The organism is Streptomyces sp. NPDC052301, assembly GCF_044593395.1.
Taxonomy (GTDB): Bacteria; Actinomycetota; Actinomycetes; order Streptomycetales; family Streptomycetaceae; genus Streptomyces.
On record NZ_JBIUBE010000006.1, the window covers coordinates 205,773 to 231,404 of the forward strand.

A 25,632-nucleotide genomic window follows, 5' to 3' on the forward strand; every position below is an offset into this window, starting at 1 on the left:
AAGGGCTGTTCAGCTCGCACCCCCACTACTGGGTCTGGGGTGGTCGCCGCCGCGGAGCTGGTCGACGGCGTGGACCAGCAGGGGCTCCAGTACGGCGAGGCCGTCCCGGACCCCGCCCGTGGAACCCGGCAGGTTGACGATCAGGGTCCGCCCCGCCACCCCGGCCAGTCCCCGGGACAGCGCGGCGGTCGGTACCTTCTCCCGTCCGAACGCCCGGATGGCCTCCGCGATGCCCGGCACCTCGTGGTCGATCACCGCGCGCGTCGCCTCGGGCGTGCGGTCGGTGGGCGAGATGCCGGTGCCGCCGGTGGTGACGATGACGTCGTACCCGGCCTCGACTCCGGCCCGCAGGGCCGCTTCCACGGGGTCACCGTCGGGCACGACCCGGGGCCCCTCGACGGCGAAGCCGAAGCCCGTCAGGCCGTCGGCGATCAAGGGGCCGCCCTTGTCCTCGTAGACACCCGCCGCGGCCCGGTTGGAGGCGGTGACCACCAGAGCGCGATAGGTCATGACCGGCTCCAGTCGCCCGACTTGCCGCCCGTCTTCTCCTCCACCCGCACGTCCGTGATGACCGCTCCCTTGTCGACCGCCTTGACCATGTCGATCACGGTGAGCGCGGCGACCGTCACCGCGGTGAGGGCCTCCATCTCGACGCCCGTGCGGTCCGTGGTCTTCACGGTGGCCTGGATCTCCACGGCGTCGTCCGCGACCGACAGGTCCAGTTTCACACCGGACACCGACAACGGGTGGCACAGCGGGATCAGGTCCGGGGTGCGCTTGGCACCCATGATGCCCGCGATCCGCGCGGTGGCGAGGGCGTCCCCCTTGGGCACCCCCTCACCGCGCAGCAGCTCCACCACGCGCGGTGAGACCAGGACCCGGCCGCTTGCGCGGGCGGTGCGCGCGGTCACGTCCTTCCCGGACACGTCGACCATGCGGGCGGCACCCGCGTCGTCGATGTGCGTCAGTCGGTCCTGCGCGGAGGGTCCGGGGGTCTCCCCCCGGGAAGGCACTGTCATGGCTGTGGCGCTCCCGGTCCGGGCCCGGCGCAGTGCGGTGCGCGGGCCTGCTGTGCGCGACACGGTACCGCCAACCAGCGGAGCTCAGCCGAGCAGGACCACTTCCACCTCGGTGCCGGGCTCGACGGTCTCCACGTCCTCGGGGACGACGATCAGCGCGTCGGCGTGCGCCAGCGCCGCGACCAGGTGCGAGCCGGAGCCGCCCACGGGGGTCACCTCGCCGTCGGCGTACGCCCCGCGCAGGAACTGGCGGCGCGCCTTGGGCGAGCGGAGCGCCTCGGCCGCCTTCAGGGCGGCCCGGGCACGGGGCCGGTGCACGTCCTGCAGGCCCATCAGGGCACGGATGGCAGGGCGGACGAACAGCTCGAAGGAGACGTACGACGAAACCGGGTTGCCCGGCAGGGCCAGCAGCGGTGTGTGGTCGGGGCCGACGGAGCCGAACCCCTGGGGCTTGCCGGGCTGCATGGCGAGCTTGCGGAACTCGACGCCACCGCCCGGCTCGTCCTCGTCACCGACGTGCGACAGCGCCTCCTTGACGACGTCGTACGCCCCGACGCTCACCCCGCCCGTGGTCACCAGCAGGTCGGCGCGGATCAGCTGGTCCTCGATGGTGGCCCGCAGCGTCTCGGCGTCGTCGGCGACGGCACCCACCCGGTAGGCGATGGCGCCGGCGTCACGCGCGGCCGCGGTGAGGGCGAAGCTGTTGGAGTCGTAGATCCGGCCGGGTGTCAGCTCCTCGCCGGGCTGGACGAGCTCGCTGCCGGTGGACAGGACGACCACGCGGGGGCGCGGGCGCACGCGTACCGTGCCGCGGCCGATCGCGGCGAGCAGCGCGATCTGCGGCGGGCCGAGGACCGTACCGGCCTCCAGGGCGCGGTCGCCGGCCTTCACGTCGCTGCCCTCGGCGCGCACGTGCGCGCGTGCCTCGGCGGGGCGGTGCACGCGCACCTGCCCCTCGGCGCCTCCCGGGGCCAGGCTGCGCGCCCGCATGCCGCTCACCGGGCCCTCACCGAGCCCGCCGTCGGTCCACTCGACGGGGACGACGGCCTCGGCGCCGGACGGCAGCGGGGCACCGGTCATGATGCGGGCGGCCTGCCCGGGACCGACCCGGACGAGGTCGGCCGCGCCCGCCGCGACGTCCCCGACGACCTCGAGGACGGCGGGGAACTCCTCACTGGCGCCCGCCACGTCCGTGACCCGCACCGCGTACCCGTCCATGGAGCTGTTGTCGAAAGGTGGCAGGGACACCGGCACCATGACGTCCTCGACCAGGACGCACCCCTGGGCGTCGAGCAGTTGCAGCTCGATGGGTTCGAGGGGGCGGACGGTCGAGAGGATGTCCTCCAGGTGCTCGTCCACCGACCACAGGTGGTCCGGGCCGGCGGGGCGGGTCACGGCGCTGCTCAAGATTGCTGCATCTCCTCGGCTACGTAACTGCGAAGCCAGGACCGGAAGTCCGGGCCCAGGTCCTCACGTTCGCACGCGAGTCTGACAATGGCACGCAGATAGTCGCCACGGTCCCCGGTGTCGTAGCGCCGGCCGTGGAAGACGACGCCGTGCACCGGGCCGCCGACCTTCTCGTCCTGGGCGAGCTGCTGGAGGGCGTCGGTGAGCTGGATCTCCCCGCCGCGGCCCGGCTCGGTCTTGCGGAGTATGTCGAAGACGTGCGGGTCGAGGACGTAGCGGCCGATGACGGCGTAGTTCGACGGGGCGTCCGCCGGGTCCGGCTTCTCGACTAGCCCGGTCACCTGCACCACGTCACCGTCCGCGGTGGCCTCCACGGCCGCGCAGCCGTAGAGGTGGATCTGCTCGGGCGCGACCTCCATGAGGGCGATCACACTGCCGCCGTGCTGTTCCTGCACCTCGATCATGCGCCGCAGCAGCGGGTCGCGCGGGTCGATCAGGTCGTCGCCCAGGAGGACGGCGAAGGGCTCGTGGCCGACGTGCGGCGCGGCGCACAGCACGGCGTGGCCGAGACCCCGGGGGTCGCCCTGGCGGACGTAGTGCATGGTGGCCAGGTCGCTGGACTCCCGCACCTTGGCGAGCCGCTCGGCGTCGCGCTTCTTCTCGAGCGCCGACTCCAGCTCGTAGTTGCGGTCGAAGTGGTCCTCGAGGGGGCGCTTGTTGCGACCGGTGATCATGAGTACGTCGTCGAGCCCCGCGGACACGGCCTCCTCGACCACGTACTGGATCGCAGGCTTGTCGACGACCGGCAGCATCTCCTTGGGAGTGGCCTTGGTGGCCGGAAGGAACCGGGTGCCGAGGCCTGCCGCGGGAATGACAGCCTTGGTGATCCTGGGGTGCGACTGAGTCATGCCCGCAACCTTATCCGGTGCCTTTGTATGGAAACTGTGGCTCCGGTCCCTTTATGACTGCAATGAGAAAGGGTGCGAGAACGACCAGTGGAACACGACGGACGCACGGGCGAGCCTGACAAGCGCATGTTGCGGCGGGAGTTCCTCGCGGTGAGGAACAGGTTGACGGACGATGACGTCCAGGAGAAGGGGCGCGCGCTGGCGGAGCGCGCCGTGGAGCTGCCCGAACTGGCGCGGGCGCGCACGGTGGCGGCGTACGTCTCGGTGGGGAGCGAGCCGGGCACGCCCGCCCTGCTGGACGCGCTGCGCGCGCGGGGCGTGCGCGTTCTACTGCCCGCCCTCCTGCCCGACAACGACCTGGACTGGGGCGAGTACACCGGCCCCGGCTCCCTCGCCCGGGTCCAACACGGCGGAAAGATGGCACTGTTCGAGCCCTCGGGCGTCCGTCTCGGCGCGGACGCCGTGACCGCCGCGGACGTCGTCCTGCTGCCCGGGCTCGCGGTGGACGCGCGCGGCATGCGCCTGGGGCGCGGCGGGGGGTCGTACGACCGCGTGCTGGCCCGTCTCGAGCGCGCCGGCGCCCGGCCCCGGCTCGTGGTGCTGCTCTACGACACGGAGGTCGTCGCGCGGGTGCCCACGGAGGCGCACGACCGCCCGGTGCACGCGGTGGTCACCCCGTCCGGCGTGCGCCGTTTCCCCGGCGCCTGAACCGTACGGTACGGAACGGCCCCCCACGCGCGCGTGGGGGGCCGTTCCGTACCGTACGGTTCAGGCGCTCACGGTTTGAGGACGAGCGTGTCGCTCGTGCTCCCGTCGACCGCCTTGGACGAGAACGACCAGGGCAGCAGCTCGCCCTTGGCCCACAGGCTCGTCTGGTCGGTGTAGTGCGCGCTGAAGGCGTGCCCGGAGGCGCCGGTCAGGTTGATCCACTTGGACTTGTCGAAGTCCTTGAGGTTGACGACCATCCGCATGGACGGCACCCAGACGACGTTGTATCCACCGGCGGCGTTCCAGCCGGACGCGTTCACCGTGGCCTCGCCGCCGCTGAGCTTCCAGGGGCCGCGGTTGAGGACGTACTGCAGGACCTTGGGGCCGTCGGTGCCGAGCGTCTGGTTCTTCAGGAACAGGCGGTGCAGCCGGCCCCAGCTCCAGGTGTCGATGTCCTTGCCGAGCTTGGCGGTCAGCTCCCAGCGGGCGTCGATCATGGCGCGGGCGAAGAGTTCGTCCACGTTGTGCGTGGCCTTGCGGGTGCCCGACGCCGGCGTCTTCCACCAGTCGCTGTCCGGCTTCTCCATCAGGGTGCGCACGACCTCGAACCAGCGGTCACCGCCGTCCGGCTGCGCCTGGTCGGCGTCGCGCTGGCCGCACTCGCGGACCTTGGTGTCGTCGTCCACCGGGCCGGTGCTGTCGATCTTGTCGACCCACAGGCACTGCCCCTTCACGCGCAGCTCCTTGGGGAGCTTGTTGCCGAAGGCGAGCTTGAGGACGTTGCGCCAGACGGCGTTGAAGTACGCGGCCGCCGCGGAGTCGGCGTCCTGGGTGTAGTCCCAGCCCTCCAGCAGCTTCTGCGCCTGGCGCACCTGCTTGTCGTCGAGGTTGATCTTCAGCAGCCTGGGCACCAGGAGCTTGGCGATCTCGCTGCTGTTGTCCAGCTGCATCTGCCGCATGTCGTCGGTGGAGATCTTGCCGCCGTCCTTGATCTTGGACTCGATCAGGTCGGTGATGCGCTGGCTGCGGGTGCCGTAGCCCCAGTCGGTGGTCAGCGTGTACGGGTACTTGGCCTTGTCGACCACGGCCTGGTTGGCGGTGACGATGTAGCCCCGCTCGGGGTTGTACTCGTAGGGCAGCTCGTCCTGCTTGATGAAGCCGGTCCACCGGTACTTCGACTCCCAGCCCGGCGCCGGGATCGAGCCGTCGTCCACGGACGTCCGCGTGGGGATCTTGCCGGGGAGCGTGTAGCCGATGTTGTCGTCCGTGTCGGCGTAGATCAGGTTCTGCGAGGGCACGTCGAACAGGGCGGCGGCCGAGCGGAACTCGCTCCAGTTGGCCGCCCTGTCGAGGGCGAACACGGCGTCCATGGAGGTGCCCGGGTCGAGCGCGGTCCACCTCAGGGCGATGCCGTAGCCGTCGCCGCGGTCGGGTGCGGCGGTGTTGACCGTGGCCTTCTTGCCGACCTCGACGAGTTCGTCGTCGCGGTCGGACAGCAGCGGCATGCCGTCCTGGGTCTGGCGGACGACGATCGTCTTGGACCCGCCGCCGGCGACCTTGACGGTCTCCTCGCGGGTCTTGAACGGCCGGACCTTGCCGTCGTACAGGTAGCCGTTCGCGCTCACCTTCTCCAGGTAGAGGTCGGTGACGTCGGCCCCGGAGTTGGTCATGCCCCAGGCGATGTCCGCGTTGTGGCCGATGATCACGCCGGGCATGCCGGCGAAGGTGTAGCCGGTGACGTCGTACGGGCACGCGCTGGAGACGGTGCGGCAGTGCAGGCCCATCTGGTACCAGACGGACGGCAGCGACGCCGACAGGTGCGGGTCGTTGGCGAGGAGCGGCTTCTTGGTGATCGTGTACTTGCCGGACACGACCCAGGAGTTGGAGCCGATGCCCTGGCCGTTCACGCCGACGGCCGTCGGCACGTTGTCCAGGACGTTGTAGAGGCCCGCCAGCTGGCTCGTGAGGCCCGTTCCGGCGGTGGTCGAGGAGGAGGAGCCGGTCGTGCCCGTGGCGCCCTGAGAGCCGCCCGTGGTGCTTCCGGTCGTACCTGTCGTACCCGTCGTACCGGTCGAGCCCGCGCCCTGGGCGGTGCCGGTGGCGCCGGCCCGGAAGGACTTGGTCAGCGCGTCGTACTGGCCGTGCTGCACGATCGGCTTGTTCCGGCTGTAGGGGTAGTCGGGGTACAGGTCCTGGATCTGCTGCGGGCCCAGGCGGCTGGTCATCAGGGCGCGGTCGACCTCGTCCTGCATGTTGCCGCGCAGGTCCCAGGCCATCGCCTTCAGCCAGGAGACCGAGTCGACCGGGGTCCACTCCTGCGGCTTGTAGTCGTTGGTGAAGCCCAGGGCCGCGTACTCCAGGGAGATGTCCTTGCCGTCCTTGCCCTGGAGGTAGGCGTTGACTCCCTTGGCGTAGGCCTGCAGGTACTTCTTCGTGGAGGCCGACAGCTTGGTGTCGTACTCCTGCTTGGCGACGCGGTCCCAGCCGAGCGTGCGCAGGAACGCGTCGTTCTTGACCTGGCTCTTGCCGAACATCTCCGACAGGCGCCCGGAGGTCATGTGCCGGCGCACGTCCATCTCGTAGAACCGGTCCTGCGCCTGGACGTAGCCCTGCGCCATGAACAGGTCCTGCGCGGAGGAGGCGTAGATCTGCGGGATGCCGTTGCCGTCCCGCTTGACGTCGACCGGCCCCGACAGGCCCTCGAGCGTGATCGAACCCTTGGTCTGCGGGAAGGAGGCACGGACGGTGCTGATCGACCAGTAGGCCCCATAGGCGATGCCGCCGATGATGGCCAGGACCAGGACCAGCACGAGCAATCGGGCTTTGCGCCCCTTTTTCCTGCCGGACTTGACGGACGTGGCACCCGTGGTGGCGGTGTCACCCGTTGTGGCGGTGGTGTTGGGGGGCATCGCTGTCCTTGCTGTCCTAACGCGAGCGGCAGGTCGGGCTGTGACTTTGAATGAGCGCTGGAGCAACCATAGGCGCAGGGCCCTGTCCGCCTTGACGCGGAGTCGGGAACCAGCGCGCACGAGCGTTCGATCTTCCCTCGCCGAGCGTCAAGAAAGCGTCAAGAGTTAGGTAAGGTAACGAAGTAACCGGAGATCCAGGGGAGGAACCGCCGCTGACCGTCCACCACCTCAACCAGCTCCTGCTCGTCTGTTCCGTGGTCCTGCTCGTCGCCGTCGCGGCCGTTCGGGTCTCCTCCCGCAGCGGGCTCCCCAGCCTGCTCGTCTACCTGGCGATCGGCGTCGTCATGGGCCAGGACGGCATCGGTCACATCAACTTCAGCAGCGCTGCGATGACCCAGGTCATGGGGTACGCGGCCCTGGTCGTGATCCTCGCCGAGGGCGGTCTCGGCACGAAGTGGAAAGAGATCAGGCCGGTCCTGTCGTCCGCCTCCGTCCTGGCGACCTTCGGGGTCGCCGTCAGCGTCGGCGTCACCGCGGCGGCCGCGCACTGTCTGGTCGGGCTGGAGTGGCGGCAGGCGCTCATCATCGGCGCGGTGGTGTCGTCGACGGACGCGGCGGCGGTCTTCTCCGTGCTGCGCAGAGTGCCCCTCCCCGCGCGCGTGACGGGCACGCTGGAGGCGGAGTCCGGCTTCAACGACGCCCCGGTGGTCATCCTGGTCGTCGCCTTCTCCACGGCCGGCCCGGTCGAGCACTGGTACATCCTGCTCGGCAAGATCGTCCTGGAACTGGCCATCGGCGCGGCCACAGGGCTCGCGGTGGGCTGGTTCGGCTCCTGGGGCCTGAGGCATGTGGCCCTGCCGGCGTCCGGCCTCTACCCGATCGCCGTCATGGCGATCTGTGTCACGGCGTACGCCGCCGGCGCCCTCGCGCACGGCAGCGGGTTCCTTGCCGTCTACCTGGCCTCGATGATGCTCGGCAACGCCAAGCTCCCGCACTGGCCCGCCACGCGCGGCTTCGCCGAGGGGCTCGGCTGGATCGCCCAGATCGGCATGTTCGTCGTGCTCGGCCTGCTGGTCACCCCGCACGACCTGGGCGACGACGTCGTCCCGGCCCTGGTCATCGGGCTGGTCCTGACCATGGTGGCCCGCCCGCTCAGCGTGGTCCTCAGCCTGGCGCCGTTCCGCGTCCCGTGGCAGGAACAGACCCTGCTGTCGTGGGCGGGGCTGCGCGGCGCCGTGCCCATCATCCTGGCGACGATCCCGATGGTGAACGGCGTCACCGGCAGCCGCCGCATCTTCAACATCGTCTTCGTGCTGGTCGTCGTCTACACCCTGGTCCAGGGGCCGACCCTGCCCTGGCTGGCGCGCACGCTGCGCCTGGGCGAGCAGGGCGAGGCCGCCTCCGACCTCGGCATCGAGTCCGCGCCCCTCGAGCGGCTCCGCGGGCACCTGCTGTCCATCACGGTGCCCGAGGGCTCCCGGATGCACGGCGTCGAGGTCAACGAGCTGCGGCTGCCACCGGGGGCCGCCGTCACCCTCGTCGTCCGCGAAGGAAAATCGTTTGTTCCGCTGCCCACGACGGTGCTGCGGCACGGCGACGAACTCCTGGTCGTCGCCACCGACCCGGTCCGCGACGCGGCGGAGCGACGCCTGCGCGCGGTCGCCCGCGGCGGCAAGCTGGCGAGCTGGCTGGGCACCGACGGGGCCGGCAGGTCGCGTTGACGCGGCAGTTCGCGCCGAATCGGAAGCCTGCACGGACGTCCCGGGAAATCCCAGGTGACCCCGCCCATGGTGCTGGTTTTCACAGCCGTACGCCGCCATTGCCCCTGTACCATGAAGGCGCACCCTGATCGAACCAACTCTGCCTGACGCAGAGCTGGCGCGACCGTATGGCGGCCGAGTCGTCCCCACCCACAGTGGGCACCGGTATCTACCGCAGTCCGCGCAAGAGGACAGCTCTCGGCACCCGGGCCTCACCCGGCCCCGCTACCAGGCGGCAGAAAGGCACGGGCCGTGGGATCCACGGTCACCACCACCGAACCGGAGAAGATCTCGCCGGCCTCCTCCCGCCCGGGATACGGACAGCTGCTGCGCACCCGCGGCGCCTGGACGTTCCTGCTGCCGGGCTTCGCGGCGCGCCAGCCGTTCGCGATGCTCACCATCTCCATCGTGCTGCTCGTGCAGCACACCACCGGCTCCTACGGCGCAGCGGGCGCGGCCGCGGCCGCGACCGGTGTCTCCATGGCCCTGTTCGCGCCGTACAGCGGCCGTCTCGCCGACCGCTACGGCCAGCGCGCCGTCCTGATCCCCGGCGTCCTCGTGCACACCCTGTCGGGCCTGACCCTGACGGCGCTCGCGCTGGCGCACGCGCCCCTGTGGGCGCTGTTCCTCGCTGCCGTCCCGACCGGTGCCTCGGTGCCCCAGGTCGGCCCCATGGTGCGGGCCCGCTGGGGCGTGAAGCTGCAGGGGTCGCCGCTGATGACCACGGCCGCGGCGTTCGAGTCGGTCACGGACGAGCTGACCTTCGTCTTCGGCCCGCTGCTGGCGACCGCGCTGTGCACCGCCGTCACACCGGCGGCGGGCCTGGTCACCGAGGGCGCGCTGACCCTCGTCGGCGGTCTGCTGTTCGCCGCCCAGAAGGCCACCCAGCCCTCGGTGAGCGTCGGCAGCGGGCACGCGCGCGTGCAGCACGCCTCGGCGCTGCGCGTCCCGGGCGTGCGGGTACTGGTCGTGACCTTCCTCGGGATCGGGTCCGTCTTCGGCGGCATGCAGGTGTCGCTGGCCGCGTTCACCGAGTCGATCGGCGAGCCCGGCCTGAACGGCGTCCTGTACGGCGTCTTCGCCGCGGGCAACATGCTGTCCGGCATCGTCTGCGGCGCGATCGCCTGGAAGGTCGCCCCGCAGCGGCGCCTGGTCGTCGGCTACACCGCGCTCGCGATCACCGCGTCCGCGCTGTGGACGGCGCACTCGGTGCCGCTGCTCGCCGGACTCGGCCTGCTGGTCGGCATGTCCATCGCGCCGGCGCTGATCACCGGCTACACGCTGGTCGAGGCCCTGGTCCCGGACGGCGCCCGCACCGAGGCGTTCACCTGGCTGACCGGTGCGGTCGCGTTCGGCCAGGCGGCCGCCGTCACCGTCGCCGGACAGCTGGAGGACCGGCTGTGGGACGGCGCGGGATTCCTGGTCCCGCTGGGCGGCACCGTGCTCGCGCTGGCGACCCTGGTGACCCTGCGGTCGCGGCTGGTCGCGCAGCAGCGGAACCGCACCGTCGCACGTGGCGTCGGTCACCGCGTGCCGGTGACGGTGGACTGATCCCCGGGAATACGTCACTATTGATGGTCGTTAGCACTCATCGAGTGAGAGTGCCAGGAGGAAGACAGTGCCGACCTACCAGTACCAGTGCACCGAGTGCGGCGAGGGCCTCGAGGCGGTGCAGAAGTTCACCGATGACGCTCTGACCGAGTGCCCCAGCTGCGGTGGCCGCCTGAAGAAGGTGTTCTCCGCGGTCGGCATTGTCTTCAAGGGCTCCGGCTTCTACCGCAACGACTCGCGCGGCTCCACGTCGAGCAGCAGCCCGGCGACCACGTCGTCCAGCTCCTCGGCGTCCTCGTCGAACTCGTCGAGCTCGACGTCGAGCGACTCGAAGTCGTCCTCGGCGTCGTCGGCGTCCTCGTCGAGCTCCGCCGCCTGAGACCTCTCTCCAGGGACCCTGCCGTCGCACGACGGCGGGGTCTTCGGTGCTTTCCGGCAGCGGCTCCCCCGCTGTTCCGCGGCCAGCTAATGTGCTGGTCATGGCGAACGCAGAGATCGGCGTAATCGGCGGCTCGGGCTTCTACTCGTTCCTCGACGACGTCACCGAGGTCGAGGTCGACACCCCCTACGGACCGCCCAGCGACTCCCTCTTCCTCGGCGAGATCGCCGGCCGGCGGGTCGCCTTCCTGCCCCGGCACGGCCGCGGTCATCACCTGCCGCCGAACCGCATCAACTACCGCGCCAACCTGTGGGCCCTGCGCTCGGTCGGCGTGCGGCAGGTGCTCGGTCCGTGCGCGGTGGGCGGGCTGCGCCCGGAGTACGGCCCCGGCACCCTTCTCGTACCGGACCAGTTCGTGGACCGGACCAAGTCCCGGATGCAGACGTACTTCGACGGGCTGCCGCTGCCGGACGGCACGGTGCCCAACGTGGTGCACGTGTCCATGGCCGACCCGTACTGCCCCGCCGGCCGGGCCGCCGCGCTGAAGGCCGCGCGTGGGCGGGACTGGGAGCCGGTGGACGGCGGCACGCTGGTCGTCGTCGAGGGACCGCGGTTCTCGACCCGTGCCGAATCGTTGTGGCACCAGGCACAGGGCTGGTCGGTCGTGGGCATGACGGGCCATCCGGAAGCGGCGCTCGCCCGGGAACTGGAGCTGTGTTACACCTCACTGACCCTGGTGACCGACCTCGACGCGGGCGCCGAGACCGGCGAGGGCGTCTCCCACGAGGAGGTGCTGGAGGTCTTCGCCGCCAACGTGGACCGGCTGCGCGGGGTGCTCTTCGACGCGGTGGGGGCGCTGCCGGAGACCGCGGGCCGGGACTGCCTGTGCGTGAACGCGCTCGGCGGAATGGATCCGGGCTTCGAGCTGCCGTAGGGCACGGGGTGGCGCAGGTCGCCGGCCGGCGTGGCTCGCCTGTGGACAGCTCACCGGAATTCCCCCTTCGGGTGAGGGAGTTGTCCACAGTCCGTCCGTGATCCACCGTCTGCGGCGGGCCGGGGCGCGAGGCGTCATCGTGGCGGGGCAAGCCGATGTCCTCGTCACAGGCGGTGATCGCCATGCCTCTGTCCCCGTCGTCCCTCTTCCCGCCGCCCCTGCGCCTGCCGCGCCCGCTGGGCACGGACGCCCCCGCGACCTGTGAGGTCCCGCAGTTCGCTCCGGTGCGCGTGCGCGGCGGGCGGTATCTGCTGCAGCGGCTCGCACGGCACCGCAGGCGGGCCGTCGCCGCCGGTCTCGCGGTGACGGCGGCCGCCCTGGTGGCCGGCGGACCGCGCACCGTCACGGAACCGGACCACGCCCAGCGGGCCCGGAGCCACCCGGCCGTGGATCCGGTACGGCGGCACGGCGGGACGGGCCTGGTGACAGCCCCGGTGCGCATCGCCGACGGCGCCACGGTCCGGCTGCTGCGGCCCGGCGACCGCGTCGACGTCATCGCCGCCGAGGACCCCTCGGCCGGGGGCGGCGCGCGGGTGCTCGCGCGCGGTGTGCGGGTGACGAAGGTGCCGGAGCCGGCGGAGGGCGCGGCCGAGAGCGGAGCGCTCGTCGTGCTGTCGGTGCCGCGGGCGACGGCGGCACGGCTCGTCGGCGCGAGCGCCACGGCGCGTCTGGCGGTGACGCTGTGCTGAACCGCCTCGGACGGCTTCCCGACGGCTCGCCGACGAGTCGCCGGATCGTGCGACGGAATTGGACACAATGGCGGCACGGTGCCGTAGGTTGCGGAGCGTTTGATTCCACACCCTGTGCATACGAGGAGAGTCCCCGAGGTGAACGCGAAGAAGGAACCGAGCGTCTGGCACGGCTTCAAGGCCTTCCTGATGCGCGGCAACGTCGTCGATCTGGCGGTCGCGGTGGTCATCGGTGCGGCCTTCACCAACATCGTCAACTCGGTGGTGAAGGGGATCATCAGCCCGCTGGTGGGGGCGATCGGCACGCAGAACCTGGATCACTACAGCCTGTGCCTGAAGGACCCGTGCTCGGTGAGCGCGGACGGCACGGTCAGGAGCGGTGTGCCGATCCTGTGGGGCAGCGTCCTCGGCGCCACCCTCACCTTCGTGATCACCGCCTCGGTGGTGTACTTCCTGATGGTTCTGCCGATGTCGAAGTACCTGGCCCGTCAGGCGGCGCAGAAGGCGGCCCGGGAGGGCACCAAGGAGGTCATGGAGGTGACCGAGCTGGAGGTGCTCAAGGAGATCCGCGACGCTCTGGTCGCGCAGCGCGGTTCGGGGGCCGCCGAACGCTGAGGGCGCTGTCGCGGGCGGCTCAGAGGTGGTGGGGCGGCTTCTCGTCGAGGAAGCGCTTCAGGTCCGCGGCGCTGCCCCCGTCCGGGCGCTCGCCCCACCCGCGGTCGGTGTCGTCCGAGGACTGCTGGTCCAGCGGGTCGTCGAAGACCAGCGCGGGCTTCGGCTCACGGGGCTCGGGTGCGGGGTCGGTGCTCATGCCCTCAGAATACGGCCCCCACTCACTTGTGAATCCGTTCACAAGACTTACCGGGCGGATTTCTGCTGTGCTGAGGGGCATGACGTCGAGTTCCGCTCCGGCGCCCGCCTCCTCGGGCGCACCCCACTCCCCCGGCCCCCTGCGGCGGCTCACCGCGCGCGGGCGCGACGAGGCCCACCGCGTCGCCTCCCCGCTCGAGCTGTTCTTCGACCTGTGCTTCGTCGTGGCGGTCGCACAGGCGGGTGTGCAGCTGGTGCACGCCGTCGCGGCGGGGCACCCGGGCGAAGGCATCCTCAACTACGCGATGGTGTTCTTCGCCATCTGGTGGGCGTGGATGAACTTCACCTGGTTCGCCTCGGCGTACGACAACGACGACGCGCTGTACCGGATCGTCACCCTGGTGCAGATCGCCGGCGTCCTGGTCCTGGCCGCCGGCATCTCCCGGGCCTTCACGGACCACGACTTCCTGCTGGTCTGGCTCGGCTATGTGATCATGCGGCTGGCGCTGGTCTGGCAGTGGCTGAGGGCGGCGAGATCGGCGCCGGGCGCGGAGCGGACGACGACCGTGCGGTACGCCTGCGGGGTGCTGCTGTGCCAGGTGGGCTGGCTCGGCCTGGTGGTGCTGCCCGGGCCGGCCCGGCCCTGGGTGTTCCTCGTGATGGTGATCGCGGAACTGTGCGTGCCGCTGTACGCCGAGAGGCACCACGAGACCTCCTGGCATCCCCATCACATCGCCGAGCGGTACGGCCTGTTCACGATCATCGTGCTCGGCGAGACGGTCGCATCGGCCACGGTCGCGGTGAAGTCGGCCGTGGACGCACACAACGCGCTGACCGAGCTGCTGCCCATCGCGGCGGGCGGGCTGCTGATCGTCTTCGCCGCGTGGTGGATCTACTTCGTGGTTCCGATCCACGCTCACCTGCGCACCAGCAGACGGGCGTTCGTCTGGGGCTACGGCCACTACCTGGTCTTCTCCTCTGCCGCGGCGATCGGCGCGGGCCTGGAGGTGGCCGTGGAGCAGGCGGTCGGCAAGACGCACATCTCGACCCTGTCCGCCTCGGCCTCCGTCACCCTGCCGACGGCGCTGTACCTGCTGACCGTGTGGGCGCTGCACGCCCGCCACTTCAAGGTGGGCCTCGCCGAGCAGCTGGTCCTGCCCGTCACCGCCCTGCTGGTGATCTGCTGCACCTTCCTGGGCGCCTGGGCGGTGCTCGCGGCGGGGCTGGTGTCCGCGGCCGCGGTGGCGACCGGCGTGGTGCTGGCGGTGCGCAGGGCCGGACGGGAGCGCCGGGCGAGCGCCGCCGTACCGGCCGGCTGAGCGAGCCCTCCTGGGGCGTCCGGAGCTGGGCCAGACTGAGCCCCATGACAGTTGACGCATTGACGGACGTCACCGGGATCCGGGTGGGACACGCCACTCGCGCCGGGGACGGCTGGCTCACCGGCACCACGGTCGTCCTCGCTCCCGAGGGCGGCGCCGTCGCCGCGGTGGACGTGCGCGGCGGCGGCCCCGGCACCAAGGAGACCGACGCGCTCGACCCGCGCAACGTGGTGCAGAGGGTCGACGCGGTCGTGCTGACCGGCGGCAGTGCCTACGGTCTCGACGCGGCCTCCGGCGTGGTGGCCTGGCTGGAGGAGCAGGGACGCGGGGTGCCGGTGGGGACGGATCCGGCGCACGTGGTGCCGGTGGTGCCCGCGGCGTGCGTCTTCGACCTGGGACGCGGCGGGGCCTTCCGCGCACGGCCGGACGCGTCGACGGGGCGCGCGGCGGTGGAGGCCGCGGCGGCGAGCGCGCCGGGCGCCCGCGTGCCCGAGGGCTGCGTGGGGGCCGGTACCGGCGCCGTGGCCGGACGGCTCAAGGGCGGGGTGGGCACCGCGAGCACGGTGCTGGACCGGGGGATCACCGTGGCCGCGCTGGTCGTCGCGAACGCCGCGGGATCGGTGGTGGATCCCGGAACGGGGGCCCTGTACGGGGAGTTCTTCGACGGACGGGTGGACTATCCGGACGAGCGCGTGCACGAGGCGGCGCGCCGGCGTCTGGAAGAGGCCGCCGCCGGCAACGCGCCGCCGCCGCTCAACACCACGCTGGCGGTGGTCGCGACCGACGCGGATCTCTCCAAGGCGCAGGCGCAGAAGCTCGCGGGCACGGCGCACGACGGGATCGCGCGGGCCGTACGCCCGGTGCACCTCCTGCACGACGGGGACACGGTGTTCGCGCTGGCGACCGGCACCCGCCCGCTCGGCGGGCACCCCCTGGCGCTCAACGACATCCTCACCGCCGGCGCGGATCTCGTGACACGCGCGATCGTCCGGGCGGTACGGGCCGCCGACTCGGTCGACGGGCCGGGGGGCGCGTGGCCGTCGTACGGGGAGTTGTACGGACCGGTGTGACGTCCAACGGGGAACGCCGGGCACGGCGTTGAGGTACTGGATTGTCGCGGTTCTGTCACGTGATCGCGTTCATGGGAGCCGAAGGGAACCGCCCGGGGCGGCGGATCCCTCTTTCTCCACGCACTGGAACGGATCACGCACATCACACGAACCTGGAGCAGCCCGTGACAACGCCGGACATTGCAGCGCGGCGCGCACTGGTGGCCTGTGCCGCCCTGGTGGTCGGCACCCTCACCCTGACGGCGTGCGGCGGCGACGCCAGCGCCGACGACAACGGCAAGGCCGGCACGAGCTCCGCCAAGACGTCGACGGCGAAGATCGTCATCTCGGCCAAGGACGGTTCGACCAGCGCGTCGATCAACGCGACCGGCGTGAAGGTCAGCGACGGCAAGCTGACCGACGTGAAGATGACCGTGTCCGGGACGGGCCGGACCGTACCCGGGGCGATATCCGCGGACGGCAGCAGCTGGAAGCCGAAGCAGCAGCTGGAGCGCGGCACGAAGTACGAGATCGACGCGACCGCGAAGGACGGCGACGGACGCACCGCGGCCGCCAACTCCATCTTCACCACCGTCACCTCGGCGGGCAGCTTCATCGGCACCTACACCCCGGACAACGGCACGACGGTCGGGGTGGGCATGCCGGTGTCGTTCACCTTCGACAAGTCGATCACCGACAAGAAGGCCGTGCAGGCGCACATCACGGTGAACTCCAGCAGCGGCCAGCAGGTGGCCGGGCACTGGTTCGGGGACCGCCGGCTGGACTTCCGGCCGCAGGACTACTGGAAGGCCGGCTCCAAGGTCACGATGAAGATCGACCTGGACGGGGTCGAGGGCGCCAAGGGCGTCTACGGCGTGCAGAAGAAGACCGTCTCCTTCACCGTCGGGCGGTCGCAGGTCTCCACCGTCGACGTCCACACGCAGACCATGACGGTGGTCCGGGACGGCAGGACGATCAAGACGGTGCCGATCTCGGCGGGCAGCCCGCAGCACACGACGTACAACGGGCAGATGGTGATCTCCGAGAAGTTCGTGCAGACCCGGATGAACGGCTCGACGGTCGGGTTCGGCGGGGAGTACGACATCGCGGACGTGCCGCACGCGATGCGGCTGACGTCGTCGGGGACGTTCATCCACGGCAACTACTGGTACAACAAGGGCAACCCGCCCTTCGGCCGGGAGGGCACCAGCCACGGCTGCGTCGGGCTCGCGGACGTGCAGGGCGCGCAGGGCGCCACCTCCGCCAAGTGGTTCTACGACAACTCGCTCGTCGGGGACGTCGTGGTCGTGAAGAACTCCCCCGACACCACGGTCGCCCCGGACAACGGCCTCAACGGATGGAACATGTCCTGGAGCGCCTGGACCGCCGGAAGTGCCGCCTGAGCAGCAGACTTCGACGGAACGCGGGGCCGTGCGGGAACTTTCCGCGCGGCCCCGCGCGTTTCGCGGACGTACGTTTTCTCGGTTCCCCACACGATGTCCGACCGAGGGGCTACGGTATGCACCCACAAGGTGACATGCAGCAACGCCGGGAGAAGCCTTGAGCGTTCCGTACGAGACGGCAGCGTACGAACCAGCCGAGTCGCCCGAGTCTCCGGAGGAGCATCTCGCGCGGCTCCTCGGCCGTGCCCTGAACTCGTTCGAGCTGCCCGACGAGGTGCTACGGCGGCTCGAGTGCGCGCTGGCGCACGACAGTTCGCTGCACTCCGCGCACCACAGCGCGGGGCTGCACCGGGAGACCTACCGGCACACGTGGCTGCTCGCCGACGGCTCGGCGGTCACGCTGTGGGAGCTGGTGCACAACCTCACGCCGGGCGGCCCCCCGGAGCACGAGGTCTACGTCGACGAGGAGGAGCTGCAGGCGGCCACGGCACGCCTCGGACTTCCCCTGGAGACCCCGGAGTTCGAGCTGCCCGCGCTGATGCGGCTGTGGGCGATCCCCGAGCCCCGGCACGTGTTCGCCTCCGACGACTCCGCGGACCATGCGCGCCGGCTCCTGCGCCGTGCGGAGAACCCCGACCGGCCGGGCGCGGACACGGCGGCGCTGCTGGCGACGGCGACCGCGCACGAGATCACGCAGGCGTTCGGGCGCCCGGGGCGGGCCGGACGGGCCGGGCTGAGCTACGCGCTGTACGAGCACGCGTTCCTGCTGCCGGACGGCGGCGAGGTCTCGCTGTGGGAGGTCGAGCACACGGCGACACCCGACGGGCGGCACATGTGCGAGGTGTACATGTCGGAGGACGCGGCCCGGGACGCCATGGAGCGGCGCGCGGCACGGCAGGGATAGCCGCCCGGGGCGAAGCGGGTGATGCGGGGCCGGTCCCGGTCAGTGACCGCCGAGTTGCCGTACCAGTCCGGCGAAGGCGTCCCGTTCCGCCGGGGTCAGCTCCACCGACTCCCGCGGCGGCCCCGACTGCGGCTGGGCCGGGAGCACGGGGAGGCGGACAGCCGGCAGCTCTCGCAGGGCCTCCGCGCGGAAGCGGCGCAGCAGGCGCAGGACGCCGAACGCCCAGGCCACACCGGCCAGGGTGAGGACGACCGCGCCGGCCCACTGGAGAGTCGAGACATGCTCAGGCATGCCCCCCAGTACACACCACGGTCCGGGACTTTGGCCCCGGACCGTGACGTATCTCGCAGGTGCCGTGAACAACTCACAGCGAACGAAAGGGACAAGACGCAGGGGGTGGCGGTCGGGCCGCCCACCGGCTGCTCGGTCAGGCAGCCACCGGCTGCTTGGTCTCGTCCGGTGCCGTGCTCGCGTTCCCGGCGGGGTCGGTGAGCGCGGTCTCCGGACTCTGCTTGCGCATGCCCTTGAGCAGGATCACCAGGGCCGCGGTGGTGCAGACGCCGGCGGCGACGGCGATCAGGTAGAGGAACGGGTTGCCGATCAACGGGACCACGAAGATGCCGCCGTGCGGGGCGCGCAGCGTGGCGCCGAAGGCCATCGACAGGGCGCCGGTGAGCGCGCCGCCGACCATGGAGGACGGGATGACCCGCAGCGGGTCGGCCGCCGCGAACGGGATCGCGCCCTCGGAGATGAAGGAGGCGCCCAGCACCCAGGCGGCCTTGCCGTTCTCGCGCTCGGTCCGGGTGAACAGCTTGCCGCGCACGGTGGTGGCCAGGGCCATCGCCAGCGGCGGGACCATGCCGGCCGCCATCACCGCGGCCATGATCTTCATCGCGGAGTCGCTGGGATCGGAGACGGCGATGCCGGCGGTGGCGAAGGTGTAGGCGACCTTGTTGACCGGTCCACCCAGGTCGAAGCACATCATCAGGCCGAGGAGGGCACCGAGCAGGATGGCATTGGCGCCGGTGAGGCTGTTCAGCCAGTCGGTGAGGCCCTTCTGGGCGGAGGCGATGGGTTTTCCGATCACGACGAGCATCAGGAAGCCGACGATCGCCGAGGAGATCAGCGGGATCACCACCACCGGCATGATGCCGCGCAGGGCCGCCGGGATGTTCACCTTCTGGATCGCCATCACCACGCCGCCGGCGATCAGACCGGCCGCCAGGCCGCCGAGGAAGCCCGCGTTGATGTCCAGGGCGATCGCGCCGCCCACGAAGCCGGGGACGAGACCGGGCCGGTCGGCCATGCCGTAGGCGATGTAGCCGGCCAGGACCGGGACGAGGAACTTGAACGCCACGCCGCCGATCTGGAAGAGCAGGGCGCCCCAGCTGTCGGTCTGCGTCCACAGGAAGTGGTCCATGACGGACGGTGCCTTGTTGACCTGCCAGCCGCCGATCGCGAAGCCCAGGGCGATGAGGAGACCGCCGGCGGCGACGAACGGAACCATGTAGCTCACGCCGGACATCAGCCACTTGCGGAGCTTGGTGCCGTACCCCTCGGTGGAGTCGCCCGCGCGCTCGACCGGCGTGCCGCCCGACGCGGGCGCCGGGGCGCTCGTCTCGCCGCGCGCCGCCTTCTCGCGGACCTCGGCGATGAGTTCGGTGGGGCGGTTGATGCCCGCCTTGACGCCGACGTCGACGGTCGGCTTGCCCGCGAAGCGGTCCTTGTCCCGTACGGGGACGTCGTGCGCGAAGATCACGCCGTCCGCCGTCGCGATCACCGCCGGGTCCAGCCGGGTGAAGCCGGCCGAGCCCTGCGTCTCGACGAGCATCTCGACTCCGGCCGCACGGCCCGCGTTCTCCAGGGACTCGGCCGCCATGTAGGTGTGCGCGATGCCGGTCGGGCAGGAGGTGACGGCGACGACACGGAAGGGGCGCTGACGGGAGTCCGAGCCGGCGCTGGTGCCGGTGCCGGTGCCGGTGCCGGTGCCGGTGCCGGCGTGAGTCTCCTGCACCGGGACGGACGGGGCCGCCGTGGGCGCCGTATGGTCCGCTGCGGCGTCGGCGGAGGCCGCCACCGACGCCGCAGCGGTGTCTTCGGAGGCGCTCACAGCGCCTTGCGCGGCGCCCCCGGCGCCCGCGTCTTCGCCTTCGCCCTTGCCTTCGCCCGCAGCAGCCGCCGGAGGTGCCGTCGGCTGCTCCTCCCCGCGGATCAGCGCCGCCGTCGTCTCCGCGTCGTCCGCCGCCCGCAGCGCGGAGGTGAATTCGGCGTTCATCAGCTGACGGGCCAGCGAGGAGAGGATTGTCAGGTGGGCGTCGTCGGCGCCGGCGGGGGCCGCGATCAGGAAGATCAGGTCGGCGGGGCCGTCCGGGGCACCGAAATCGATGCCGGTGGCGCTGCGGCCGAAGGCGAGGGTCGGCTCGGTGACATGGGCGCTGCGGCAGTGCGGGATGCCGATGCCGCCGTCGAGCCCGGTCGGCATCTGGGCCTCGCGGGCGGCCACGTCGGCGAGGAAGCCCTCCAGGTCGGTCACCCGGCCCTGGGCCACCATGCGTTCGGCGAGGGCGCGCGCCGCCGCTTCCTTGGAGTCGGCGGACAGGTCGAGGTCGACCAGGTCCGCGGTGATCATGTCACTCATCGCGGGCTCCTCTGCACGCGTATCGCCCGGGGGGAGGGGTGGGCGGAAAGGGGGACGGGGGTGCGGTGGGGGGATGGGGCCGTGCGGGAGGCGGAGCCGGGGAAACCCCGCCTCCCGAGGGCGGTATGACGGCGGCTGGGGTTGCTGTGCCGCCGCCGGTCAGCGACGTGCGACGGGGTACCCCGCCGCGTCGGCGACGGCCGGGTGGGCGCGTCCAGGGGTGCGGACGCCAGGCGCACACCCGGCCGACGAGCGCCGGGACGGTGGTCCGCGACGAGCAACGGGATACCCCGCCGCGTCGGCGACGGCCGGGTGGGCGCGTCCAGGGGTGGGGACGCGGGACGTGCGCCAAGCTTGCGGGTGCCCGGGCGGGCGCCCAGCCGGCAGGTGCCGGGACGGGTGCCCGGGCGGGCGCCCAGCCGGCAGGTGCCCGGGCGAGCGCCCAGCCGGCAGGTGCCGGGACGGGTGCCCGGGCGGGCGCCCAGCCGGCAGGTGCCGGGGTGGCGGTCTCGGGGTGCCGGCGCGGTCATGGGACCGGCTCCGTCAGTTCGCGGTCGAGCGGGATCTCCGCGGTGACCGTCACCGCCGCCGGGTCCAGGTCGGCGGGGGTCGGCATGACGCTGCCGGGGAGCTGGACGGCGGCGGCGCCGTGGGCGACGGCGGAGGCGAGAGCCTCGGGTCCGCTGCCGCCGGCGATCAGGAAGCCGGCGAGCGAGGAGTCCCCGGCGCCGACGTTGCTGCGGACGGTGTCCACGTGTGCGCTGCCGAACCAGGCGCCCGCGTCCTCCACCAGGAGCTGACCGTCGGCGCCCAGGCTGGCGAGTACGGCGCGCGCGCCCATCCCGCGCAGCTCCTCGGCCGCCTTCAGCGCGTCGCCCACGGTGGCCAGGGGGCGTCCGACGGCCGCCGCGAGCTCCTCGACGTTGGGCTTGACCACGTCGGGCCGCGCGCGCAGCGCCTCCAGCAGCGCACGACCCGAGGTGTCCAGGGCGATACGCGCTCCCCCGGCGTGCGCCCGCGTGACGACGTCGGCGTACCAGGAGGGCGCGAGCCCCCGGGGCAGGCTGCCGCAGCAGGCGATCCAGTCGGCGTCACGGGACTGTTCGCGGACGGTGTCCAGAAGCAGCTCCTGCTCGGCCTCCGTCAGCTCCGGACCCGGTGCGTTGATCTTCGTCAGCACCCCGTCGGACTCCGCGAGCGCGATGTTCGAGCGGGTGGCGCCCGTGACGGGGACCGGCGCGACCTCGATGCCCTGCGCGTCGAGCAGGTCGGCGACGAGTGCTCCCGGCGCACCGCCCAAGGGCAGGACGGCGACCGTGCGCCGTCCGGCGGCGGCGACGGCGCGCGAGACGTTCACGCCCTTGCCGCCCGGGTCCATGCGCTCACCGGCGGCGCGGATGACCTCGCCGCGCTCCAGCGCGGGCACCTCGTAGGTGCGGTCGAGGGACGGGTTGGGGGTGACGGTGAGGATCATGCGCGTACTACTTCCGTGCCGCCGCGCTCGATGACGGCGGCGTCTTCTCGGCTCAGCCCGCTGTCGGTGATCAGCAGGTCCACATCGCTCAGGTCGCCGAAGCGGGCGAAGTGCTCCTGGCCGTGCTTGGCGGAGTCGGCGAGGAGCACGACCCTGCGCGCGGCGGCCACGGCAGCCCGCTTCACCGCGGCCTCGGCGAGGTCCGGGGTGGTCAGTCCGTGCTCGGCGGAGAAGCCGTTGGCCGCCACGAACAGGACGTCCGCGCGGATCTCGCCGTACGCCCGGAGCGCCCAGGCGTCCACGGCGGCGCGGGTGCGGTGCCGTACGCGCCCTCCGACCAGGTGGAGCTGGATGCCCGGGTGGTCGGCGAGGCGGGCGGCGATGGGCAGGCTGTGCGTGACGACCGTGAGGGCGGACTCCAGCGGGATGGCGGCGGCGACCCGCGCGACCGTCGTACCGGCGTCGAGGATCATCGTGCCGTCGGTCGGCAGTTCGGCGAGGGCGGCCTTGGCGATGCGGTCCTTCTCGTCGGCGGCGGTGGACTCGCGCTCGGTGAGATCCGGCTCGAAGTCGAGGCGGCCGACCGGGATGGCACCGCCGTGCACCCGGCGGACGAGGCCGGCCCGGTCGAGGGCCTTCAGATCGCGGCGGATCGTCTCCGCCGTGACCTGGAACTCCTCGGCCAGCGACAGCACGTCCACCCGGCCGCCGTCACGGGCGAGCCGGAGGATCTCCTGCTGCCGTTCCGGTGCGTACATGTCGCTCGCCTCCGCCTTGGTGTCCGTTCGTTTCTGACTGATGCCCGAACGTGTGGTTTCCCTCGGAGGCTACGCCCGGATTTCCGGAAAGTAAACAGGTTCGGGCTCGAACCGGGCATGATCGGACGTCGACGGACATGCGAAGGGCCCGGCACCCCAGGGGGCCGGGCCCTTTCCGCGGGCGGCTCAGTGCACCAGCTCCGGCTCCCTCTCCTGCACCGGCGCCTCGGCCCCCTCCACGTGCTGGGCCGGCCGCTTCGGCAGGGCGGACATCAGCAGGAAGATGGCGCCCATGATCCCCGCGACCCACCACAGCGCGTGCTGGAAGGCGTGCACGAAGGCCGGGCCGATCTGGGCCTGGGCCAGACCGTCGCGGATCTGGCCGTAGAACACCACCGACACGAGGCCGAGTCCGAGCGCGTTGCCCATCTGCTGCACCGTGTTGATCAGCCCGGACGCGGAACCGGCGTGCTCACGCGGCACCTCCGAGAGCACCGCGTCGGTCAGCGGGGCGACGATCAGGCCCATGCCGACGCCCATCACCACCAGCGGGAGTGCCATCTGCCAGGAGGCGATGGACTGGCCGTAGCGGTGCGCCTCCCACAGGTAGACCAGCACGCCGGCGCCCAGGATCAGCGCGCCCGCCTGCAGCACCTTCCGGCCGAACCGCGGGACCAGCTTCTGGACCGACAACCCGGCCGCCGTCGACACCGCGAGGGAGAACGGCACCCCGGTCAGCCCGGCCCGCAGCGGGCGCCAGCCCAGGCCGATCTGCATGTACAGCGTCCAGACCAGGAAGAAGATGCCGAGCGCGACCCCGAAGACGGTCTGTACGGCGATACCGGCGGCGAAGCTCTTCACCTTGAACAGCGACAGCTCGACCAGCGGGGAGCCGTCCCGGGCCGCCTTGCGCCGCTCGAACGCCACCAGCGCCGCGAACACCCCGAGGGCGCCGGCCATCGAGACGTACCCCCACAGCGGCCAGCCCAGCTCTCGCCCGCGGGTGAGCGGGTAGAGCAGCATCAGCAGGCCCAGGGAGACCAGCGCGACACCGACGAGGTCCAGCTTCATCGCCTTCGGCGCCTTGGACTCGGTGATGAAGCGACGGCCGAGCAGCCAGGCCAGGACTCCGACCGGGAGGTTGATGAGGAAGATGGGCCGCCACTGCAGGCCGAAGAGGTTCCACTCCGTCAGGAGTGCGCCGAGCAGCGGTCCGGACACCGCGCCCAGGCCGACGACCGCGCCGAACAGGCCGAACACCTTGCCGCGTTCGTGGGCCGGGAAGGTGGCGTGCACGATCGACAGCACCTGCGGGACCATCATCGCCGCCATGCCGCCCTGCAGGACGCGCGAGGCGACCAGCATCTCCGGGTTCACGGCGAAGCCGCACAGGGCGGAGGCCAGGGTGAAGCCGCCGATACCGAGGAGGAACAGCCGCCGGCGCCCGTGGATGTCACCCAGGCGGCCACCGGTGATCAGGCCGGCGGCGAAGGCGAGGGCGTAGCCCGCGGTTATCCACTGGATCTGGCTGACGGACGCGCCGGCGTCCCGCTGGATCGACGGGATGGCGATGTTGACGATCGTGACGTCGACGAGGTCCATGAAGGCGGCCGTCATGACGATCGCCAGGGCGAACCAGCGGCGCCGGTCGCCCGGAGCCCCGTGGGTGCTGAGGGTCTGTTCCGTGGAGGTCATGCGTTCACGCTAGGACCCCATTAGGTCAGATCGTGTCCTACTGGTACGGCATCCTCGTCCTCATGACGACGGACACACCGGCTCGGCTCCTGCAGCTCCTGTCCCTCCTCCAGACGCCCCGCGAGTGGCCCGGCGGCGAGTTGGCCGACCGGCTGGGCGTCTCCCGGCGCACCGTGCGGCGGGACATCGACCGGCTGCGCGAGCTGGGCTATCCCGTGCAGGCCACGAAGGGCTCCGACGGCGGGTACCGGCTGGTCGCGGGCAAGGCGATGCCACCGCTGGTGCTGGACGACGAGGAGGCGGTCGCCATCGCCGTGGGGCTGCGGGCCGGGGCCGGGCACGCCCTGGAGGGCGTGGACGAGGCGTCGGTACGGGCCCTGGCCAAGCTGGAGCAGGTGCTGCCGGCCCGGCTGCGCCACCGGGTGTCCACGCTGCAGGCCGCGACCACGCCGCTGACCAGCGGGGACGGGCCGAGCATCGCGCCCGAGACGCTGACCGTGATGGCCTCCACGGTGGCCGGGCGGGAACGGCTGCGGTTCGCCTACCGCGACAAGGACGGCGGTGAGACCCGCCGGCTGACCGAGCCGCACCGGCTGGTGTCGACCGGGCGGCGGTGGTACCTGGTCGCCTATGACCTCGACCGCGCGGACTGGCGCACCTTCCGCGTGGACCGGGTGAGCGAGCCGTTCGCGACCGGGGTCCGGTTCGCGCCCCGGGAGCTGCCGACCGGGAGTGCCGCCGAATACCTGCGGCAGTCCATCCAACGGCGGCAGGAGACGTACGAGTTCGTGGTCCGGTTCGCCGCACCGGCGGAGCGGGTCTCCTCCGGGGTGCCGGCCTGGCTCGGGGCGCCGGAGGACGACGGCGAGGGCGGTTGCGTCCTGCGCGGCACCTCCGGGGACCCGGTCGAGTGGCTGGCGGTACGGCTGGCGATGCTGGGCCACGAGTTCACGGTGCGGGCACCGGGGGAACTCGTGGAGTGTGTACGGGAGTTGGGCGGACGACTGGCGCGGGCCGCGGCCCCCTGACCGGTTCCGTGCGGCATTCCCGCCCGGCCACCTCACCGAACGCCGGCGGGATCCTTGCCATGTCTCGTGCGGCAGTGCGGCCCGGCCATCTCACCGAACGCCGGTGCGGGCCTTGCCACACCTCCGTGCGGCAGCGCGGCCCGGCCATCTCACCGAACGCCGGTGCGGGCCTTGCCACACCTCCGTGCGGCAGCGCGGCCCGGCCATCTCACCGAACGCCGGTGCGGGCC

The 25,632-nt window shown here is 71.9% G+C and carries 23 protein-coding genes; 12 read left to right on the forward strand and 11 right to left on the reverse strand.

Annotation, left to right across the window (positions count from 1 at the left end; all coding sequences use genetic code 11):
- Positions 1–9: 9 nt before the first annotated feature.
- The 4 genes from ACIHEJ_RS18630 to galU form a co-directional block, all read right to left on the reverse strand.
- Positions 10–510 (reverse strand): molybdenum cofactor biosynthesis protein B, encoded by a 501-nt coding sequence (locus ACIHEJ_RS18630; RefSeq protein ID WP_400136585.1) that lies wholly within the window; start codon positions 508–510, stop codon positions 10–12.
- Positions 507–1,019 carry a cyclic pyranopterin monophosphate synthase MoaC gene (moaC, locus tag ACIHEJ_RS18635; protein ID WP_400136587.1) on the reverse strand — a complete coding sequence of 171 codons (513 nt, stop codon included), beginning with the start codon at positions 1,017–1,019 and terminating at the stop codon, positions 507–509. The genes ACIHEJ_RS18630 and moaC overlap by 4 nt, the downstream gene beginning before the upstream one ends.
- 84 nt (positions 1,020–1,103) lie before the next feature.
- On the reverse strand, positions 1,104–2,426 hold the full coding sequence (gene glp, locus ACIHEJ_RS18640) for a gephyrin-like molybdotransferase Glp (protein WP_400136589.1): 1,323 nt from the start codon (positions 2,424–2,426) through the stop codon (positions 1,104–1,106).
- Positions 2,423–3,334: a UTP--glucose-1-phosphate uridylyltransferase GalU gene (galU, locus tag ACIHEJ_RS18645; RefSeq protein WP_400136591.1), complete on the reverse strand. Its 912-nt coding sequence runs from the start codon at positions 3,332–3,334 to the stop codon at positions 2,423–2,425. Before galU ends, glp begins: the two co-directional genes overlap by 4 nt.
- Positions 3,335–3,460: 126 nt before the next feature.
- On the opposite strand from galU, the gene ACIHEJ_RS18650 reads away from it, so the two are divergent.
- Positions 3,461–4,042 (forward strand): 5-formyltetrahydrofolate cyclo-ligase, encoded by a 582-nt coding sequence (locus ACIHEJ_RS18650; protein ID WP_400137487.1) that lies wholly within the window; start codon positions 3,461–3,463, stop codon positions 4,040–4,042.
- A 68-nt stretch (positions 4,043–4,110) separates the two neighbouring features.
- Here the strand turns inward: ACIHEJ_RS18650 and ACIHEJ_RS18655 are convergent, their stop codons facing one another.
- Complete coding sequence (locus ACIHEJ_RS18655; protein WP_400136594.1) at positions 4,111–6,951, reverse strand: penicillin acylase family protein; 2,841 nt, start codon at positions 6,949–6,951, stop codon at positions 4,111–4,113.
- Positions 6,952–7,163: 212 nt separating this feature from the next.
- On the opposite strand from ACIHEJ_RS18655, the gene ACIHEJ_RS18660 reads away from it, so the two are divergent.
- The 6 genes from ACIHEJ_RS18660 to mscL all read left to right on the forward strand — a co-directional run bounded on the left by ACIHEJ_RS18660 (position 7,164) and on the right by mscL (position 12,939).
- A complete protein-coding gene (locus ACIHEJ_RS18660; RefSeq protein ID WP_400137490.1) occupies positions 7,164–8,672 on the forward strand; it encodes a potassium/proton antiporter in 1,509 nt (502 codons plus the stop codon).
- Positions 8,673–8,963: 291 nt separating this feature from the next.
- Positions 8,964–10,262 (forward strand): MFS transporter, encoded by a 1,299-nt coding sequence (locus ACIHEJ_RS18665; protein ID WP_400136597.1) that lies wholly within the window; start codon positions 8,964–8,966, stop codon positions 10,260–10,262.
- Between the two features lie 67 nt (positions 10,263–10,329).
- A complete protein-coding gene (locus tag ACIHEJ_RS18670; RefSeq protein WP_400136600.1) occupies positions 10,330–10,641 on the forward strand; it encodes an FmdB family zinc ribbon protein in 312 nt (103 codons plus the stop codon).
- 100 nt (positions 10,642–10,741) lie between these two features.
- Entirely contained in the window at positions 10,742–11,575 is an 834-nt protein-coding gene (locus tag ACIHEJ_RS18675; RefSeq protein WP_400136603.1) for an S-methyl-5'-thioadenosine phosphorylase, read from the forward strand.
- Positions 11,576–11,757: 182 nt separating this feature from the next.
- Positions 11,758–12,324 (forward strand): hypothetical protein, encoded by a 567-nt coding sequence (locus tag ACIHEJ_RS18680; protein ID WP_400137493.1) that lies wholly within the window; start codon positions 11,758–11,760, stop codon positions 12,322–12,324.
- Positions 12,325–12,462: 138 nt separating this feature from the next.
- A complete protein-coding gene (mscL, locus tag ACIHEJ_RS18685) occupies positions 12,463–12,939 on the forward strand; it encodes a large conductance mechanosensitive channel protein MscL (RefSeq protein WP_400136605.1) in 477 nt (158 codons plus the stop codon).
- Positions 12,940–12,958: 19 nt separating this feature from the next.
- On the opposite strand, the gene ACIHEJ_RS18690 is transcribed toward mscL, so the two are convergent.
- Positions 12,959–13,135, reverse strand: a complete 177-nt coding sequence (locus ACIHEJ_RS18690) for a hypothetical protein (RefSeq protein ID WP_400136608.1) — start codon at positions 13,133–13,135, stop codon at positions 12,959–12,961.
- A gap of 79 nt (positions 13,136–13,214) precedes the next feature.
- Between ACIHEJ_RS18690 and ACIHEJ_RS18695 the strand changes: the two genes are divergently transcribed.
- From ACIHEJ_RS18695 to ACIHEJ_RS18710, 4 genes are all read left to right on the forward strand, one after another.
- Entirely contained in the window at positions 13,215–14,453 is a 1,239-nt protein-coding gene (locus ACIHEJ_RS18695; RefSeq protein ID WP_400136611.1) for a low temperature requirement protein A, read from the forward strand.
- A gap of 44 nt (positions 14,454–14,497) precedes the next feature.
- Entirely contained in the window at positions 14,498–15,523 is a 1,026-nt protein-coding gene (locus tag ACIHEJ_RS18700) for a P1 family peptidase (protein ID WP_400136614.1), read from the forward strand.
- A 164-nt stretch (positions 15,524–15,687) separates the two neighbouring features.
- Positions 15,688–16,905 (forward strand): Ig-like domain-containing protein, encoded by a 1,218-nt coding sequence (locus ACIHEJ_RS18705; RefSeq protein ID WP_400136617.1) that lies wholly within the window; start codon positions 15,688–15,690, stop codon positions 16,903–16,905.
- Between the two features lie 157 nt (positions 16,906–17,062).
- Positions 17,063–17,809, forward strand: coding sequence for a DUF6227 family protein (locus ACIHEJ_RS18710; RefSeq protein WP_400136620.1), 747 nt, complete (start codon positions 17,063–17,065; stop codon positions 17,807–17,809).
- Between the two features lie 39 nt (positions 17,810–17,848).
- On the opposite strand, the gene ACIHEJ_RS18715 is transcribed toward ACIHEJ_RS18710, so the two are convergent.
- The 5 genes from ACIHEJ_RS18715 to ACIHEJ_RS18735 all read right to left on the reverse strand — a co-directional run bounded on the left by ACIHEJ_RS18715 (position 17,849) and on the right by ACIHEJ_RS18735 (position 24,374).
- Positions 17,849–18,100: a hypothetical protein gene (locus tag ACIHEJ_RS18715; protein WP_400136623.1), complete on the reverse strand. Its 252-nt coding sequence runs from the start codon at positions 18,098–18,100 to the stop codon at positions 17,849–17,851.
- A gap of 136 nt (positions 18,101–18,236) precedes the next feature.
- Positions 18,237–20,447, reverse strand: a complete 2,211-nt coding sequence (locus ACIHEJ_RS18720) for a fructose-specific PTS transporter subunit EIIC (RefSeq protein WP_400136626.1) — start codon at positions 20,445–20,447, stop codon at positions 18,237–18,239.
- Between the two features lie 526 nt (positions 20,448–20,973).
- Entirely contained in the window at positions 20,974–21,921 is a 948-nt protein-coding gene (gene pfkB / locus ACIHEJ_RS18725; RefSeq protein WP_400136629.1) for a 1-phosphofructokinase, read from the reverse strand.
- Complete coding sequence (locus ACIHEJ_RS18730) at positions 21,918–22,679, reverse strand: DeoR/GlpR family DNA-binding transcription regulator (RefSeq protein WP_400136632.1); 762 nt, start codon at positions 22,677–22,679, stop codon at positions 21,918–21,920. The genes pfkB and ACIHEJ_RS18730 overlap by 4 nt, the downstream gene beginning before the upstream one ends.
- Before the next feature lie 186 nt (positions 22,680–22,865).
- On the reverse strand, positions 22,866–24,374 hold the full coding sequence (locus ACIHEJ_RS18735; RefSeq protein ID WP_400136635.1) for an MFS transporter: 1,509 nt from the start codon (positions 24,372–24,374) through the stop codon (positions 22,866–22,868).
- A gap of 62 nt (positions 24,375–24,436) precedes the next feature.
- Here ACIHEJ_RS18735 and ACIHEJ_RS18740 point away from each other — a divergent pair, with 62 nt between their 5' ends.
- Complete coding sequence (locus ACIHEJ_RS18740) at positions 24,437–25,402, forward strand: helix-turn-helix transcriptional regulator (RefSeq protein ID WP_400137496.1); 966 nt, start codon at positions 24,437–24,439, stop codon at positions 25,400–25,402.
- The last annotated feature ends 230 nt before the right edge of the window (positions 25,403–25,632 follow it).

What these genes read in the sequence shown, in the direction of transcription:
- ACIHEJ_RS18740 (WP_400137496.1), top strand. Translation starts at nt 24,437, where the DNA reads ATGACGACGGACACACCGGCTCGGCTCCTGCAGCTCCTGTCCCTCCTC.
- ACIHEJ_RS18690 (WP_400136608.1), bottom strand. Translation starts at nt 13,135, where the DNA reads ATGAGCACCGACCCCGCACCCGAGCCCCGTGAGCCGAAGCCCGCGCTG.
- ACIHEJ_RS18680 (WP_400137493.1), top strand. Translation starts at nt 11,758, where the DNA reads ATGCCTCTGTCCCCGTCGTCCCTCTTCCCGCCGCCCCTGCGCCTGCCG.
- moaC (WP_400136587.1), bottom strand. Translation starts at nt 1,019, where the DNA reads ATGACAGTGCCTTCCCGGGGGGAGACCCCCGGACCCTCCGCGCAGGAC.
- ACIHEJ_RS18700 (WP_400136614.1), top strand. Translation starts at nt 14,498, where the DNA reads ATGACAGTTGACGCATTGACGGACGTCACCGGGATCCGGGTGGGACAC.
- ACIHEJ_RS18735 (WP_400136635.1), bottom strand. Translation starts at nt 24,374, where the DNA reads ATGACCTCCACGGAACAGACCCTCAGCACCCACGGGGCTCCGGGCGAC.
- ACIHEJ_RS18655 (WP_400136594.1), bottom strand. Translation starts at nt 6,951, where the DNA reads ATGCCCCCCAACACCACCGCCACAACGGGTGACACCGCCACCACGGGT.
- ACIHEJ_RS18715 (WP_400136623.1), bottom strand. Translation starts at nt 18,100, where the DNA reads ATGCCTGAGCATGTCTCGACTCTCCAGTGGGCCGGCGCGGTCGTCCTC.
- ACIHEJ_RS18650 (WP_400137487.1), top strand. Translation starts at nt 3,461, where the DNA reads ATGTTGCGGCGGGAGTTCCTCGCGGTGAGGAACAGGTTGACGGACGAT.
- ACIHEJ_RS18720 (WP_400136626.1), bottom strand. Translation starts at nt 20,447, where the DNA reads ATGAGTGACATGATCACCGCGGACCTGGTCGACCTCGACCTGTCCGCC.
- galU (WP_400136591.1), bottom strand. Translation starts at nt 3,334, where the DNA reads ATGACTCAGTCGCACCCCAGGATCACCAAGGCTGTCATTCCCGCGGCA.
- ACIHEJ_RS18675 (WP_400136603.1), top strand. Translation starts at nt 10,742, where the DNA reads ATGGCGAACGCAGAGATCGGCGTAATCGGCGGCTCGGGCTTCTACTCG.
- pfkB (WP_400136629.1), bottom strand. Translation starts at nt 21,921, where the DNA reads ATGATCCTCACCGTCACCCCCAACCCGTCCCTCGACCGCACCTACGAG.
- ACIHEJ_RS18695 (WP_400136611.1), top strand. Translation starts at nt 13,215, where the DNA reads ATGACGTCGAGTTCCGCTCCGGCGCCCGCCTCCTCGGGCGCACCCCAC.
- ACIHEJ_RS18630 (WP_400136585.1), bottom strand. Translation starts at nt 510, where the DNA reads ATGACCTATCGCGCTCTGGTGGTCACCGCCTCCAACCGGGCCGCGGCG.
- ACIHEJ_RS18730 (WP_400136632.1), bottom strand. Translation starts at nt 22,679, where the DNA reads ATGTACGCACCGGAACGGCAGCAGGAGATCCTCCGGCTCGCCCGTGAC.